The sequence below is a fragment of the Paenibacillus sp. FW126-R14 genome (genome assembly GCF_058789495.1).
This window is the reverse complement of record NZ_JBYTBS010000027.1, coordinates 1-16447: the sequence shown is the minus strand read 5'-3', so window position 1 is coordinate 16447 and position 16447 is coordinate 1. Positions and strand designations below refer to the sequence as shown.

The window sequence follows — 16447 nt, the reverse complement described above, 5'->3', positions numbered from 1 at the left end:
ACCTTCCGGTTCTGCTAAGCGTTATAACTTAGAGTATACGCCTACAAGAGAAGCCATCCAAATGAAGACCTTGAATGATTAGCCTTTAACAGCACCGGCGGAAAGTCCGCTGACAACATACCGCTGTGAAACCAGAGCGATGATCAACACCGGAAGCGTAATGATGCAGGCGGCAGCCATGAGAGCGCCCCAATTGATTTCCGAATACGACATAAAGTTAAATACGGCGATCGGCAGCGTCTTTGTTTTTTCTCCGGCCAGAATGACCGAGAACATGAAATTGTTCCAAGAGAAGATAAACGAAAGCAGAGATGCTGTAATGACGCCCGGACCCGAGATGGGCAAAATAATCCGCAGAAATACCTGATGATGCGTACAGCCGTCAATAAGCCCGGATTCCTCGATTTCCGTCGGCAGCGCCTCGAAGAAAGAGATCATAATCCAGATGATAAAAGGCAGACCGACGAGCATATGACTTAAAATGAGTGCGGTATATGTGTCCACCAAGTGGATTTTGGAAAACAAAATGAACCAAGGAATCAGGAACGTAATCCCCGGGATGATCCGCGCGACTAGAATAAGAAGCCCAAGCTTCTGCAGATGATGCCTTGCAATCGCGTAGGCCGCCGGGAGGCCTAAGATCAGGGATAGCAGCGTTGAACCAAATGCCACGAGGAAGCTGTTCCAGATGAATTTCAAGAAATCGTATTCCTGAAACACGCTGACATAGTTATGAAACGTCGGTTTGAAAATAAACATTTGACCTGTCGACAAAATTTGCGATTGTGTCTTAAAGGAGGCGAGCAGCATCCAGACAAAGGGGAACGCAAACACGATGAGAACGATGAAGGTGAGCAAAGTTTGCAGTAATCTTGGACCTCTTTTTTTCTTCATGATGTCGCTCCCTCCATTCGTTTACGCATCCAAATCATGAATAAAGTAAGCCCCATCACCAGAGCGAAGAAAATGACAAGCAGGGACGAAGCCATGCCGAGCTTAAAGTATTGGAAGCCAAGCACATAGCCGTACAGATTCAGCGTTTCCGATGCAAAGTTCGGTCCGCCTTGCGTTGTTGCGTAGATAATATCGAATGTCTTCAAAACGTCGATTAAACGGAGCATAGCAGCCACAATAATCGTTGGTCTTAAAAGCGGAAGTGTGATGGAAACAAACTTTCTCCACGTACTTGCGCCGTCCACGTCAGCGGCTTCATAAGGGTCTGTTGGCAGCGTGGCCAAACCGGCCATGATGATGAGCGCGATCATCGGCGTCCATTCCCAGACGTCTACGATGACAAGGGAAGGGATGACCTGATTGGGGGAAGCCAGCCATAGCAGAGGTTCGAGTCCGAATGTTTTGAGCAGCATGTTGGCGACACCGATGGTCGGCTCGTAGATCAGCATCCAAACCAAGCCCATGGCTACCGGCGTGGCGACCATTGGGAGCAGGAAAACGGTTTTGACGAGATTTTTCCCGCGGAATTCTCTGGAAAGCAGCAAAGCGATGGCGATGCCAAGAATAACCTCCAGTGCAAGCGCCGCGAAGGTGAAATAAAACGTTGAGCCGGCGGCATGCCAGAAGCGCTCGTCTTTGAATAAGGCTAAATAGTTGGACAGGCCCACCCAAACGGGAGGCGAGGTAGCCGACATGCTCCATTCGTAGAAGCTGATTCGAACGGTGTAGATGATTGGAAACAGCATCATCAGCATGACGAAGATGACGGCCGGGAGTGTATAAATCCATTTTAAGTTGCGGTTAAACCAACTGTACTGCACGCTGCATTCACCCTTTCCTGATGTTATGGCATTTCCCGCATGAAAGGAGAAAAAGGTCATCAGATGACCCTTTTCACCCATCAAACAGCTTTTATCTCGTTTTGTCTTTATCGATAATCGTTTGCAGCGCTTGATTCGCCTTGTCTGCAACCGGTTGGATATTCGTTTCGCCCGTCATCACTTTTTGCACGATTTCACCGACAGCATCACGGGCTTCGCCTACGCTGATAACCGTTGGACGGTCGTGGTCAACACCGGTTTTGGCACTTTCCTTGATGACCGGGACAAGCTCAGCCGGGAAGCCGGTTGTGCCTTCCGGTTTATCCCAAACCGAAGCGCGGGCGCCAGGGTTGCCTTTTTGCTGTGTTTTCAGCACGATATCTTTGCTCGTTGCCCACTGGATGAACGCCCAAGTCGCATCTTTATTGTTCGATTTGGCATTCATCGCAAGTCCCCACGAAGTGATGCTGTAAGGCTTGGAGCCTGCTTTGCCGCCAGGGAAAACAGCGAAGCCGACTTGATCGGAGATTTTAGATTTCGCGGGATCTGTCGCATTTTGATACAGGGAGTTCGCATCCGTTAAGAAAGCAACCTTCCCTTGAGCGAAGATTCCGAAGGCTTGCGGCCAAGACATGTTAAGCACACCCGGAGGCGCGTAGTCTTTCAGCAGCGTGCCGTAAGTCGTAAAAGCTTTGATTGCTTCAGGCGTATTGATGCTGGCTTTCTCGCCCGTAGTGAAGTCCGCACCTTCCGAATACAGGAAGGAAGACACCTGGGTAACGAGTGGCGAACGTTGGCCCCTTGCGACGAATCCGTACATTTCATTCTTCGGATCGTGCAGCTTTTTCACCGCAGCCGTAAGCTCATCCATCGTTTTCGGCACGGCGATGCCGGCCTTTTGCAGCAGATCCTTGCGATAGTACAAAATCTCTTGCTCCGTAATAATCGGGATACCCGCTAATTTCGATTCAACCGTTGTCGAGCCGATGGCTGACTTGGAGAAATCGTTAAAGTCGTAATCCTTTGCTTTTTGCGCATAGTCATCAAGGGGCTGTACCCAGCCGTTTTTGTAGAAAAGCTTGCCTTCTTGCAGAGGGCGGTACATGAAAACATCAGGCGTTGCGGAACCGGACGTGAATTGAACCGTCAGCTTCTGTGTCAGCTGATCCTCGAAGAAACTTTCGACATTCACCTTGATGCCCGTCTCTTTCTCAAAGTCCGGAAGTAACGGCTTGATAGCCTCTCCCCAAGGATGGTTGGCTGTCACGAGCGAGATCGTTTTGCCTGCGTATGGCTTTGCGTTAGCCGTTGCTGCTGCTCCCGCTGTTGGTTGAGTAGAAGGTTGCGCCGTGTTCGCCGTACTGCCACAGCCTGCCAATAACGTTGCAGCCATAACAGCCGTCGTGCCGGCGCCGATCCATTGTTTGAGTGATTTTTTCATCTAATCTATGACCTCCCAAGTACTTTGAAATGAATGTGCTTACATCTCTAAGAGTACCCGATACCTGTATGGTGTTGATATAACTAAGATTCAAGATGCATAACTAGGGCTGAAGATAATTTGTGTTAGGGATAGCTTGCCCTGATTGGGCGCTGATTTACTTCCTTCAAGCATAAAAAGCCCTATTAGGAGAGCACCTACCTAAGTGAATAGACATACTCACCCAGTTTAAAATGCAATCCAATACGGCGTTATGCTTGCGGGAATGAACGTTCGGCAGGAGAACCGGGAGTAGTTGATGATCCGACAGTTCATGCGGCTATGCAGGGGAAAGGCGGTTTAGAAATAGAAATCGTTAGCTAGCTTTATTTTTTTCTCTTTTAACATAATTGAGAATCAAACTAGCAATGTTCACGATTATAAATATAGTAAGCAAAATATTCGTGGTATGCAGTTCTCCCTTTAACTGAGCTATATCTGTTTGTAGTCTTAGTGAAAGATTGTTGGTTTGATCAGCTACATTTCCAATCCTGCTGCTAATATCGTTAAAAAACTGGTGAAGTTCCGAAAAGTCCAAATCGTTCATCCTCCTAATATAGATGCTTATTTTCTATATAATACAATATATTTCTATTAATTTACATTTGTCTTTGCGGTGAATGACTACTGTGGCAGAAGCCGGAAGGTCAAATAAAAAGAGCTGCTCTCGAGTAGAATCTTCTACGGAGAGCAGCTCTTTCTATACGAATCTACTGAGAGGGAACTAGAGTCCGCTAATTAAGCGAAATCAGCTGGCTTCAGTATGGAGGGGAACTACAGGGTTTTATTTGCCCGTTGAGAGGCCCTAATAGGCCAATTCCCTCTGAATAACGGATCATAGTTCCTCTTAATCCGATCAAAAGCCGCTTTTGCCGGAAATAGCGGACTCTAGTTCCCGTTCCAGTGGCAGGGAAGGAACTGTCCAAAGCTAAAGCGAGCTAACCTGGCTGAATTGGTTGGCATACAATTCATAATAATGCCCGCGGAGCGCCAGCAGCTCCTCGTGCGTGCCCCGTTCCACGATCTCGCCGCCGTGGATGACCAGTATCGCACTCGCTTCGCGAATCGTGCTGAGCCGGTGGGCGATCACGAAGCTCGTTCGCCCTTTCATCAGAACGCCCATCGCCTGCTGGATGTGCAGCTCCGTGCGCGTGTCGACCGAGCTCGTCGCCTCGTCGAGCACCAGAATCGCGGGGTCGGCGAGAATCGCCCGCGCGATGGTCAGCAGCTGCCGCTGGCCCTGACTCAGGTTGCCGCCTCCGGCGGTCAACATGGCGTCATAGCCGTTAGGCAGCTTGCGAATGAACCCGTCCGCGTTCGCCAGCTTCGCCGCGGCTTCGACTTCTTCGTCCGTCGCGTCCAAGCGGCCGAACCGGATATTTTCTCGGACCGTATCCGAGAAAAGGTACACATCCTGCAGCACGATGCCGAGGCGGCTGCGCAAGCTGTCTTTGTCGAGGCTGCGAATATCGCGGCCGTCGATCGTGATGGAGCCCTCGCCGATGTCGTAGAAGCGGGTCAGCAGGTTGATGATCGTCGTTTTGCCTGCACCCGTCGGTCCAACCAGGGCGATCAAATCGCCGGGTTCTGCAGCGAACGAAACACCGCTCAGCGTAGGCACGTCGTCCGTATAACGGAAGGAAACATTTTGAAAAACGACCTCGCCCTTAACATCTGTAAGCTGCTGGGCACTAACGCTCGCATCGTATTCCGTCTCTCGATCCATCACCTCAAACACACGCTCTGCCCCCGCAATGCCGGACTGAATCATATTATACTGATTGGCGAGATCGTTGATGGGACGGCTGAACTGTTTGGAATAGTTCAAAAAGCTAATAATAACCCCAACCATCGTCCAACCTTTAAGCACCATCCAGCCCCCGATGGCAGCCAGCAAAATAAAGCTGAAATGATTGATCATATTCATGCTGGGACCCATCATGCCCGAAAGCTGCTGAGCGCCTGTGCCAGCCGCACGCAGCTGCTTGTTGATTGTATCGAGCTGACGGACAGTTGCGGCTTCGCGCCGGAACGTTTTGACGACCTTTTGCCCGGAAATCGTTTCTTCGATTAGTCCGTTGAGCTCGCCGAGCCGCTGCTGCTGCTCTTTGAACAGGCGCTGGGTGTGTCTAGTGATTTGCTTCGTTGTGAAGAGAACGATCGGAACGGTAATCAACGCGACGAGAGTAAGCCAAATATTCAAAGTCAGCATCATGATAAAAGATCCGGCAATCATAATGATACTTGTGATAATCTGCGTTAAGTTTTGACTAAGCGTGGTCGCAACGTTGTCGACGTCATTCGTCGTACGGCTCATAAGCTCGCCGTGCGAAGTTTTGTCGAAATAGGAGATGGGCAGCTTGTGCAGGTGACGAAACAGATCCTGCCTCATTTCCCAAACGGTCCGCTGGGATACGCCGGCCATGACATACGACTGGATCCACGTAGCGGCGCCGCTGAACAAATAACAGCCAAGCAAAAGGAGACAGAGTCCAAGCAATCCGCTCCGGTCCCGCGGTACGATGTAATCGTCAATCGCGACGCCGATTAAATAAGGTCCGAGCAGGGCAAGACCGCTGCCGAGGACAGTAAGAAGAATGACGGTAAGCAATCCGGCGCGTTGATGCTGCAGGTAGCCCCACATGCGAAGGAGGGTTGCGCCGATATGTTTGGCACGCGGCTTGCGCGGCGGTGTCATCTTTTTAGCCATGAAGGGCAGTCTCCTTTCCTTGCTGGGAGCGGTAAATGTCTTGATAAACGGCGCTTGTCGCCAGCAGCTCCTCATGAGTTCCGCGGGCGGCGACGCGGCCCTCGTCCAGAACAAGAATTTGATCGGCATGCAGAACCGATGAGACACGCTGCGCGATAATGATGCGTGTGCTGCCGGCCATCAAATCTTGCAGAGAGCGCTGGATGCGTTTCTCCGTGCCAAGATCGATGGCGCTGGTGCTGTCGTCCAGCACAAGGAGCGGCGATCGCATAAGCAGAGCCCGCGCTATCGCGATTCGCTGCTTTTGACCGCCGGACAGATTTACGCCGCGCTGTCCCAGCTTCGCCTCGTACCCCTCGGGCAGCTGGCGGATGAAGCTGTCCGCTTCGGCTGCCTTGGCGGCCGCTTCGATTTCGGCATCGGAAGCTCCCGGCTTGCCGAAAAGCAGGTTGTCGCGAATCGTCCCGCTAAACAAAATGGACTGCTGCAGCACGATTCCGATTTGACTGCGCAGCTGCTCTACAGGCATCTCTTTGATATCGACGCCATTCAGGAGAATCCGTCCTTTCGTTGCGTCATAGAGCCGGGGGATCAAGCTGACGAGCGTCGATTTACCGGACCCGGTCGCTCCAAGAATCCCGATCGTTTGGCCTGGCAGCACTTTGAAGGAAATATCCCCCAGCACAGGCTGATCGGGAGCCGACTCGTAAACGAAAGAGACGCGCTCAAATTCCAGCTCACAGCCGGCCATTGGCGATTTAGGCTCCGCACGGGCTTCATGCCGCTCCTTCACAGGTTCATTCATGTCCGGTTCTGTCTCCAGCACCTCACGGATGCGTTCGGCGGAAACTTGAGCCCGGGAAATATTCATCAGCGTATTGCTGATCGAAACAAGCGAATACAAAACTTGCGTGATATAGATGATAAAAGCGGCCAAATCGCCGATAGCCATAGAGCCGCTCCAAGTCTGTCCGCCGCCGAACCAGAGAACCGCTACAATGCTCATGTTCAGAATCAATGTCATCAGCGGTCCGCTTGTCGCCAAGGCGCGGGCGGAGCTGAGGCTGGCGTCGAGCAAGGCGGTGTTCGCTTTGCCGAAGCGGGTCCGCTCGAAAGCGGCGCGAACGAAAGCTTTGATCACCCGAATGCCTGTGGTGCTTTCCTGCATAACGGTATTGACGCGATCGAGCCTTGTCTGCATCAGGCGAAACAGTGGCGTAGAGCGTTTCATTAACACATACAAAATAAGAAACTGAATCGGGACGACAGCCAGTAAAATCAAGGAAAGCCGCGGCGAAATGACAATCGCCATGATAATGCTGCCAATGAGTAGCGAAGTTTCCCGCGTAAATTGGCGCAGAAGAATTTGCAGGATATTCAGCATTTGCATCACATCGCCGGTCAAGCGGGTGATCAGGGAGCCGGTTGAAAAAGTATCCAGCTGCCGGAACGAGAAGGATTGCACCTTCTCAAATACGCTCATCCGCAGGTCTGCGCCGAAGCTTTGAGCGGCTTTCACGGTAAAAAACGTACAGCCGACCCCGCCGACAAGACCGACAAGGGCGACGCCAAGCATGTGCAGGCCAGTCGACCACACCAAGGCAAGATTGCCATCGGCAACCCCGTGATTGACAATAGTCGCCATGAGGCGGGGCTGAGACAGATCCATGCAGACCTCCAAAATCATCAGCAGAGGGGCAAGCAGCGTAATCAGCCAATAAGGTTTAACAAACGATCGTAGTTTCCACATCGCAAGATATCCTTTCTTTTGTTTGTCGGCTAACTAATTTTGATCTTCTTTAGGGCGCAAATTCTCCTGCATTTGAAGCAGAAGACGGCGAAATAAGAGCAATTCCTCCGGTAAAAAGTGCGAAAAGGTCAACTCATCCGTCGCTTTAATCGCTTCTTTGACATGGACGGTGACCTCCCGGCCCTTATCCGTTAGATAGACGCGAGTCACCCGCTGGTCATCGGGATCAGGCCGGCGCTCAACGAGGCCGGTCTTCTCCATGCGGTCGACCATGACCGTGAGTGTGGCGGGTTTATTGTGAATGCGCGAGGCAAGATCGCGTTGACTGAGGCCATCCTCGACGGACAAGGCAAGCAGCAAAGGGGGTTGGCCGGGATAGACGTCATACGGATGAATGATCTGATCGATCGTGCGGCGGTGCATTTTCAGCAAATGAGACATCATATGGGTGAGAGATTCAGGATTAGTGTGACGGGACAATGGAAGACCCTCCTTTTTTATTTAGTCGGCTAATTAATATCTTAGAGAGGTCTCTTCCTCCTGTCAATACGATGTTTCGTTTTGCATCCAAAGAAAAATGTTCTTTGCGCGCCTCGGCGCTTTTCAGTTATTGTATAGATAAGGCATAAAGGAGAGTGGAAGGAAATGACGAGTGCGATCATTTGGAGCATAATTGCCCTTGTTATCATACTTGGGGCAACATTCTGGATAACGCGGAAGGCTTACTCCCGCAGATGGGATGAAGAGGATCACGATTGAGGAGAGGAGAGCATCCTCCCCTAGTCAGGTATGCGCTTTCTTGCTATGAATGAAACAGCAAACATAAAGGTGGCTGGCCGATGAACCGAGTAGAGGCCGAATTCAGTAACCTGGTCAAAGCTTATCGCAAAAAGCATATGGGCAAAGGGCCGGAGCGTGTGATGACGACTTTCTGCAAATGCTGGGCGATCTGCGAGATGGCGGGAAACCTTTCTCCGGTGGAGAAGTTTATGGCGAAGACGGGCGATGGCAGGCAAATGCTCCGCACGGCTCGCACGGAAATGGTCAAAGAAATATACCGCGACCATCCTCCTGTGGAGATGGAGGAGCTGCTTGGGGCGAAATTCGTTCAGCTGTTCGTTGACATCGACATTGAGCAGGATTTGGGGATGTCGGTATTCGTCTTTGATCAGGATTTGGAAAAGAAGTTCGGCGGGAAGTAGGCTGTGCCAGCAAGGGCCAACCTGCATAAGGCGAAGTACCGGATGATCCGGACAGCGCGCGGCGAACCTGATCGATCCATGTAAAAAAATAAAGGTGCTTGGCACTTGGTAGCGAACCTGCCGGAGACTAACCACTGTGGAACATTGCTGTGAGACTTCCTTATGAAGGAAGCCGGAAGGGCGTGTTTTGCGGTGGTTTTTTTGCTACATACACGAATTCACGAATATACAACTAATAGCGAGATAAAGGAGCTGCTCAACATGGGAAAAACGAAGCACACCGGGCCGATCAAGCTGCCCGCCAAACCGGATCCGAAGCTGTGGGTCAGCAAGGTGCCGTTCGGACTCGGCAAAGTGAAGCCGCAGCATATTCGGGAAACGGCGAAAATCGCCTGGCAGAACCGGGATAATCTGCCGTATGCGTACCGGATTTTGACGCAGGGGGTATGCGACGGCTGCGCGCTTGGGGTGTCCGGGCTGTACGACCAGACGCTGGCAGGGCCGCATCTTTGTACGACGCGGCTGAACGTCCTGCGGCTGAATACGATGCCGGCGATTCGCGAGGAGCTGCTGCATGCAGACATCGACGAGCTGAGCCGCATGAGCAGCACCGAGCTCAGGCAGCTCGGGCGTATTCCCTATCCGCTCATTCGCCGGCACGGGGAGCGGAAATTCAGCCGCGCCACATGGGACGAGGCGCTGGATACCATCGCGGCGAAAGCCCGGGCGATTGACCCGAAGGGGATGGCTTTCTATCTGACGGCTCGCGGGATTACGAACGAGTCGTACTATGCGGCAGCGAAGGTGGCGAGGCTGCTCGGGACGAACAACATCGACAACGCCTCGCGCATCTGCCACTCGCCGTCGAAGACGGCTTTGAAGCGCTCCGTCGGCGTCGGCGCTTCGACATGCAATTACAAGGACTGGATCGGCACGGACGTCCTTGTGTTCTGGGGCAGCGTGGCCGCGAACAATCAGCCGGTCTCGACGAAGTATATGTATGCGGCCAAACGCAAAGGGACGAAGATCATTGTCATTAACCCGTACTACGAGCCGTCCATGGAGCAGTACTGGATCCCTTCCATTCCCGAATCCGCGCTATTCGGGACAAAGCTCGCCGACGATGTGTACCAAGTCAACATCGGCGGGGACATTGCCTTCATGAACGGCGTCATGAAGGTCTGGTTCGAGATGGAGGAGGCTGCGCCAGGCTCCGCCATCGACCATGCGTTCGTGCAGGCGCACACGAACGGCTACGAGCAGCTGCGCGCCCACGTGGCGCAGCAGGACTGGACGACGCTGGAGCAGTCGTCCGGGCTCTCCCGCGAGCGCATGCGCGAGTTCGCGCAGCTGCTGGCGCGTGCCGCCTCCGCGGTTTTCGTGTGGAGCATGGGGCTCACACAGCACCGCTTCGGCACGGACAACATCTCGCAGGTGGCGAATCTCGCCCTCCTGCGGGGCTTCCTCGGCCGCGAGCACTGCGGGCTGATGCCCATTCGCGGCCACAGCGGCGTGCAGGGCTCCGGCGAAATGGGCGCGGACCCCTTCTCCCTGCCCGGCGGCGATATAAGCAGCGCCGCCGACCGCAGCCGCATCGAGCAGCTTTGGGGCTTCGCGCTGCCAAGCTGGCAGGGTGACATCGTCGGTGTCACCCTGGAGAACGCGCTCCTGCCTGAGGATCAGGAGCGGAAGCTCCGGCTGTTCTACACATCCGGCGGCAACTTCCTGGAGACGATGCCGGACCCGGCATTCGTCCGCGAAGCCTTAACGGCCGTTGATGTCCGTGTTCACCAGGACATCATACTGAACACCTCCACGCTGCTGGATGCGCGGGAGGCTGTGGTGGTGCTGCCGGCGATGACGCGCTACGAGCAGCCCGGGGGAGGCACATCCACCTCGACGGAGCGGATGGTCTACTTCTCGCCCGAGATCGCCGGCCCGCGTATCGGCGAGGCTCGCGCGGAGTGGGCGATCTACGCGGATCTCGCGCGCCGCGTGAAGCCCGAGGCCGCCGCGCTGCATCTGGGCTTGGGCAGCGCCGAAGCGATCCGCGCGGAGATTGCCCTGGCCGCGCCAAGCTACAACGGCATTCAGCACCTGAAGGAGCGCGGCGATGTGTTTCAATACGGCGGCGCGTGGCTGTGCGAGGACGGCGTCTGCCCGACGCCGGATGGCCGCGGCGCGCTGCTGCCGATCGAGCTTCCGCAGCTGCGGAAGCCGGAGGGGCACTTTGCCGTGACGACGAGGCGCGGCAAGCAGTTCAATTCGATGATCTACAGCGACATCGATCCGTTCAATGAAGCGGATCGCTACGATGTGCTGATCCATCCCGGGGACGCGGCCCCTCTTGCGCTAAGCGAAGGGGAGGCGATTGTGGTCTACAACCGGTTCGGGAGCATGCACGGCCGTGTCAAATTTGCCGAGGTCAAAACCGGCAACATTGAAGTGCATTGGCCCGAGGGGAACGGCTTGATTCCCAAAGGCGTCTACGAGCCGCACGCGGGCATCCCCGAATATAATACCGCCGTCATCGTTGAGAAGGCGGAAACGTACCATGCGCACAAGGATACGCGATACGTGGAGAGACGGATTGAAGAACTGGAGATCGAAGCGGGGTGAGGACGATGGATAACGGGCAGGAACAGGAGCAGGAGCAAAAGCAGGCGGGTGCCAAGCTTTCATCAACGACAACTTGGTCTATCTACCGCTATAACGGCACGGAGATTCTCCCTCAGGAGGACACGATCGCTACGGAAGCGCCGCTTACGATCAAAGTGGATGGCGAGGAGTTTGCCACGCTGGTGTACACGCCAAAGGATACGGCTGATTTGGTTACCGGCTTTCTGGCTTCCGAGGGCTTGATTCGATTCGTGGATCAGATCGAGTCGCTGGCCTTGGAAGAGGAGCGGGGCTTCGCGCATGTGAAGCTGCGTCATCTGCACCAGTTAAGCCGGCAAATGGTATCCAAACGGTTCATCGGCTCCTGCTGCGGCAAAAGCCGCCAGTTTTATTTTCACAATGACGCCCGTACCGCCAAAACCGTTAGCACGAAGCTTCAGCTATCCGTCCAGCAGTGCTTTCATCTCATGAACGGACTGCAGGAGCAATCGTCGGATTTCCGGGCGACAGGCGGACTGCACAATGCGGCCCTGTGTACGGCCGATGAGCTGCTTATAAGCAAGTCGGATATCGGACGTCATAACGCTTTGGATAAAATATACGGCCACCTGCTGAGGCAGCGGATTTCCGTCCGGGATAAGGTGATCGCTTTTAGCGGAAGAGTCTCTTCCGAAGTCGCTCTCAAGGCCGCCAAAATCGGAGTCGGCATCCTGCTGTCGAAATCCGCTCCTACGGATTTGGCGCTTCGGCTCGCCCATGATTTGGGGATTACCGTCGTTGGATTCATCCGAAGAGACCAGCTAACGGTCTACACGCATCCGCATCGCATCGGGGTATGTCGATAAAGCAGTCTGTCAGTGGGAAAATTTGTATTGTCTCTCTATCACAAATATGCTAGATTCTAGCTACTGCCATATTTTGTTAAGAGAGGAAGACCATCATGGGAATTTGGAGTACTTGTACGAAAAAAGGGGTCACAGTGCTGCTCGCAGCCTTCTTGCTTGTGTCCGTCACGGGGCCGTCGCCATCTTATGCAGCCGAAACGAACGCGGAGATTCCTAAAGTTATTGAGAAGACTTCGCCGTCGGTCGTTGCGATTATCGGCAAACCTTCCTACGATTCGAATAAAACCCTGGAGAAGAACCGTTTTAACCTTGCGCACGGCACTGGCGTCATTGTTGAGGCGGGCGGGGTCATTGTGACGAATGCGCATGTTGTCAAAAATATGAAGAATATCGTCGTTGTTACGTCGGACGGGACCACCTATAACGGGCATGCCACGAATATCGATGAGGAAAGCGATTTGGCCTTGGTCAAAATCGATGCCTCCGGCTTATCGCCGGCGACCTTCGCTTCGTCTTCCGATATTAAAGTGGGGGAAACCGTAGCGGCTATCGGCACGCCGATTTCTTTTGCTTTGCGCAATTCGGTTACGGTTGGGATTGTCAGCGGACTTGACCGCTCGGTGAGCTCGCAATACCAGCTTATCCAAACGGATGCCGCCATTAATCCCGGCAACAGCGGGGGCGCTTTGATTAACATGAACGGCGAAGTTATCGGTATTAATACGATGAAATATGCCGAATTCGGCGTTGAAAATCTAGGGTTTGCCATCCCGGTGGACACCGTCAAATATGTACTGAAGCATTTTCAATTGTATGGCAAAGTGAAACGGCCTTATTTGGGACTTGAGCTGGAAGAAAGCTGGGAAGCCGTCGTTGGCTTGCCAAGTTCTACAGGTCTGAGGGTTGCTTACGTCGATCCGGATTCGCCGGCGGCTGCAGCCGGCATCGAGCAGGATAATTTGATCGTTTCCATCGGTGCGAACAAGGTGAAGACATTGGTCGACTACAATGAAACGATTAAGAAATATTTGCCGGATGATAAAGTGGATGTTACCGTCCAATCGGGGAGTTCGACCGTCACGAAGACTGTCACGCTGGGAGAAGCGCGTCATTCCGAAACGAAATGGAAGGAAGACGCCGACGGTTCCGATTTGGATGCAGACCGCGGTAAAACGAAGATCGGCGACAGCCATTTCGGATGGTCGATGAAATATCCGGCCGGCTTAGTGAAAGGGCGGCAGTCCGAAGATGGGAACTCCGTCAACTTCATGGATGCCAAAGGAGAATTCACGCTGTCCGTCCAGGTAGACAATGAGAGCGACGAGTTGTCCCCGTCTGCGCTTTTGAATAAATTGACCGGCGGCAATGAGGATGATTACGGCGACGACATGCCGTCGACCATTCTGGAGCGTCAATATGTGAAGCGCGAGGGCAGTCCTTTTGCCAAAATAGTCGGTCGCTCCGGGGATCGCGGCTATATTCAAACCCGCGGATTCCTTCACCAAGGGCGCTTGTATAAAGTGCAGTTATTTGTAATGAAAGACCACTATAACAACGATTTTAAACAAAATAGCTATAATGATTTGCTGGATTCTTTCAAGCTTTCCTTTAACGCGCAGGATGAATCGCTCAAGGATATCTCTGTTTTCTCTAACGGCAATACGACCTATACGAATGAGTACGGCTTGACCTTCGAACTGCCTTCCAGCTGGCAGAAAAGCAGCTACACCGGAAGCTCGTCTTTCTTTAACGACGATTATTCCCAAATGCTTCAGGTACACGTCACCTCCGCTTCTTCCGGCGATACGCTGGCCGCATGGGCTGACCGTGAACGCAAGCAATTTGAAGCGCAGTATGTGTCGAAATACCGTAAGATCTCGGACCCTGAAGAGCTTACTGTGGCCGGCATTCCGGCTCTGAAGGTAGCTTATGCGCAATCGCTGGGCAACAAGTGGAACGCAGGGTATTCCCTTTTGTTCATCAAGGATAAATATAAGTACGAGCTCGAAGTCAGCTATCCGCAGGATGACGAAGGAACTGAGCTGAACGATCTTCTGCATACCTTAACCTCCACGGTCGAAGTGGATAAAGCCAGCATGGATCAGGAGCTTGGGTTCATTCAAGATTTGAACGAGCTGATGGATCCGAATCGTACCGTTACTTATAAAAATGAGAAATATAAATATTCGCTGCAAATTCCGGAGATGTGGACAAGCAGCAAGTCGTACAACAACAAAGATCAAGTGAATAAGTCCTTCCTCTTCACAGGCGGTTACTTGACGATCGGGGCGGACACCAAAGCATCTTATGAAGATGCGGTAAAAGACGAAGACGCCGCGCATAAGAAGAGTCATGATAACGATAAGGAATATGCCTTTACCGCTGAGGAGACCACTGTATTTGGCGGCGTGAAAGCCAAAAAATATGAAGTTCACTATACAAGCGCCAAAATTCCTTATACGGAAACAACCTACATCTTCAATCAAAATCAGATTTCCTATACCGTAACGCTGCGCATAGACGAAGCGGTTCGTACGGAAGCCAACGAGGCCCGGTTGAATAAAGCTTTTGCTTCTCTTACATTTTTGGATGGCGTGAAAAAATAGCGCTCCGTAAGAACCCTCTCATCAGCTTGAGGCTGAGGGGAGGGTTCTTATGTTGGCTGGAGAGGGGACGGGCATTATGAGGAAGAAGCTTGTCCGGCCGCTTATGTGGCTGTGCTTTATAGGTTACACGTGCTGTTTGCTGTATTGGATGTTTTTGGGGTTTGGGCGGCGGAGTATGCTGTCCTTCGATCATTTCGATTACAATTACAATGTGGTTCCTTTCAGGACCATTGGGATGTATATATGGAACGCCGATTCTCTGCCCATACGGACGCGGGTGATTAATTTATTTGGCAATATCGTCGTCTTCATGCCTTTTGGGGTTCTGCTTCCGCTCTTGTTTGGGAAGGCGCGAAAGTACCGTGCTTTTCTGTTAATTTTTGGCTGTCCGCTTGTTGTCTTGGAAGTGCTGCAAATGCTGCTCAGAGTGGGGAGCATGGACGTGGATGATGTGATTTTGAACACGATTGGGGCAAGTCTGGCGTATGGCTTATTTGCGGTTTTCCAAAGGCGGTATGGCTCAGATCGGATTGAAATGAAATACAGGGTATAAAATGTGAGCAATTGCCTCAACATAGCCCTTGTAACGATTTCAATTCTGAGGAGGTTTCTACTCGCGATGACAAAGCAAGATTCAAGCTTACAGTCACAGAACCCGATATCATCCGCGCAAAATTCAGTCGATAATGTTCACCAAGCCGTTAGCCACGCCATGTCGCACCCAACGCCTCAAACACTGCAAGAGGCCCGGAATGCCATCGGCAAAGCGGAAAATTCGTTGGCGCAGGCAACGGATCAATCCGATGCGCCTGCTGTGCAGCAAGCGGCGGAATCCCTCAGCGAGGACGAAGCTAGGCTTCAGTCGCTGGATTAAAGTCAAAAGGGACTTGCCCATTAGTAGGTTATCTACTTTTGGGAAGTCCCTTTGGCTTTTTTTGCAGAGCTAGGCGCGGTGCTGTGTCTATTTTTCGTTGTTGTCGCAACGATGGACTTGTTCGGGGGAACTACAGGACTCTATTTGAGTTCGATGGGCCATTTTCCGGTATTAGGTGGAACTACAGGGCTTTATTTCGCTGAAAAGCTGACATTTTAGGGGGAATGGTCTTCTGTCAATAAAACGGACACGCAGTTAAGGAACTACCATAGATTTATGCTAAAAGATTTTCATAGTAGAGTTGCTCGAACCGGTGAGGGGACTTATTCCCCAATGTGGAATGGATTCGGCTACGGTTGTAATCGAACTCTATATAAGTGTAGAGCTCCTTCTTGGCTTGCTCGCGGGTTTTGAATGTTGTCACATACACAAGTTCTTTCTTCAGCGTACTATGAAAAGATTCAATGCAGGAATTATCATAGCAGTTGCCCTTGCGGCTCATACTACCCACCATTTTGTATTTGGCTAGCCGTTTTTGGTACTCTGCACAGGCGTACTGCGAGCCACGATCGGAGTGATGTAACAA

General features: G+C 52.4%; 15 protein-coding genes. 7 read left to right on the top strand and 8 right to left on the bottom strand.

Translation table 11 applies throughout. The annotated features are described in order from the left end of the window. Positions 1–78 precede the first annotated feature (78 nt). From AC3WRW_RS17860 to AC3WRW_RS17830, 7 genes are all read right to left on the bottom strand, one after another. The gene (locus AC3WRW_RS17860; protein WP_492547658.1) at positions 79–894 is read right to left on the bottom strand and encodes a carbohydrate ABC transporter permease; all 816 of its coding nucleotides are present in this window, start codon (positions 892–894) and stop codon (positions 79–81) included. Then, positions 891–1775 carry a carbohydrate ABC transporter permease gene (locus AC3WRW_RS17855; protein ID WP_492547657.1) on the bottom strand — a complete coding sequence of 295 codons (885 nt, stop codon included), beginning with the start codon at positions 1773–1775 and terminating at the stop codon, positions 891–893. The genes AC3WRW_RS17860 and AC3WRW_RS17855 overlap by 4 nt, the downstream gene beginning before the upstream one ends. A 91-nt stretch (positions 1776–1866) precedes the next feature. Beyond that, on the bottom strand, positions 1867–3216 hold the full coding sequence (locus tag AC3WRW_RS17850; protein ID WP_492547656.1) for an ABC transporter substrate-binding protein: 1350 nt from the start codon (positions 3214–3216) through the stop codon (positions 1867–1869). Positions 3217–3571: 355 nt separating this feature from the next. Continuing rightward, entirely contained in the window at positions 3572–3802 is a 231-nt protein-coding gene (locus AC3WRW_RS17845) for a hypothetical protein (RefSeq protein WP_492547655.1), read from the bottom strand. 381 nt (positions 3803–4183) lie between these two features. Further along, complete coding sequence (locus tag AC3WRW_RS17840; protein WP_492547654.1) at positions 4184–5965, bottom strand: ABC transporter ATP-binding protein; 1782 nt, start codon at positions 5963–5965, stop codon at positions 4184–4186. After that, the gene (locus AC3WRW_RS17835) at positions 5958–7715 is read right to left on the bottom strand and encodes an ABC transporter ATP-binding protein (RefSeq protein ID WP_492547653.1); all 1758 of its coding nucleotides are present in this window, start codon (positions 7713–7715) and stop codon (positions 5958–5960) included. Before AC3WRW_RS17835 ends, AC3WRW_RS17840 begins: the two co-directional genes overlap by 8 nt. Before the next feature lie 33 nt (positions 7716–7748). After that, a complete protein-coding gene (locus tag AC3WRW_RS17830; protein ID WP_492547652.1) occupies positions 7749–8195 on the bottom strand; it encodes a MarR family winged helix-turn-helix transcriptional regulator in 447 nt (148 codons plus the stop codon). Positions 8196–8554: 359 nt separating this feature from the next. On the opposite strand from AC3WRW_RS17830, the gene AC3WRW_RS17825 reads away from it, so the two are divergent. The 7 genes from AC3WRW_RS17825 to AC3WRW_RS17795 all read left to right on the top strand — a co-directional run bounded on the left by AC3WRW_RS17825 (position 8555) and on the right by AC3WRW_RS17795 (position 16080). Further along, positions 8555–8917 carry a Na-translocating system protein MpsC family protein gene (locus tag AC3WRW_RS17825; RefSeq protein ID WP_492547651.1) on the top strand — a complete coding sequence of 121 codons (363 nt, stop codon included), beginning with the start codon at positions 8555–8557 and terminating at the stop codon, positions 8915–8917. 261 nt (positions 8918–9178) lie between these two features. Continuing rightward, positions 9179–11536, top strand: a complete 2358-nt coding sequence (locus tag AC3WRW_RS17820; protein WP_492547650.1) for an FdhF/YdeP family oxidoreductase — start codon at positions 9179–9181, stop codon at positions 11534–11536. 5 nt (positions 11537–11541) lie between these two features. After that, positions 11542–12381: a formate dehydrogenase accessory sulfurtransferase FdhD gene (gene fdhD / locus AC3WRW_RS17815; protein WP_492547714.1), complete on the top strand. Its 840-nt coding sequence runs from the start codon at positions 11542–11544 to the stop codon at positions 12379–12381. A 95-nt stretch (positions 12382–12476) separates the two neighbouring features. Further along, complete coding sequence (locus AC3WRW_RS17810; protein ID WP_492547649.1) at positions 12477–14987, top strand: S1C family serine protease; 2511 nt, start codon at positions 12477–12479, stop codon at positions 14985–14987. A 49-nt stretch (positions 14988–15036) separates the two neighbouring features. Then, complete coding sequence (locus AC3WRW_RS17805) at positions 15037–15540, top strand: VanZ family protein (protein ID WP_492547648.1); 504 nt, start codon at positions 15037–15039, stop codon at positions 15538–15540. A 66-nt stretch (positions 15541–15606) separates the two neighbouring features. Beyond that, the gene (locus AC3WRW_RS17800) at positions 15607–15861 is read left to right on the top strand and encodes a hypothetical protein (RefSeq protein WP_492547647.1); all 255 of its coding nucleotides are present in this window, start codon (positions 15607–15609) and stop codon (positions 15859–15861) included. A gap of 51 nt (positions 15862–15912) precedes the next feature. Then, a complete protein-coding gene (locus tag AC3WRW_RS17795) occupies positions 15913–16080 on the top strand; it encodes a hypothetical protein (RefSeq protein WP_492547646.1) in 168 nt (55 codons plus the stop codon). 55 nt (positions 16081–16135) lie between these two features. On the opposite strand, the gene AC3WRW_RS17790 is transcribed toward AC3WRW_RS17795, so the two are convergent. Continuing rightward, positions 16136–16447, bottom strand: a 312-nt coding sequence (locus AC3WRW_RS17790) for an integrase core domain-containing protein (protein WP_492547645.1), incomplete at its 5' end; no start/stop codon positions are given.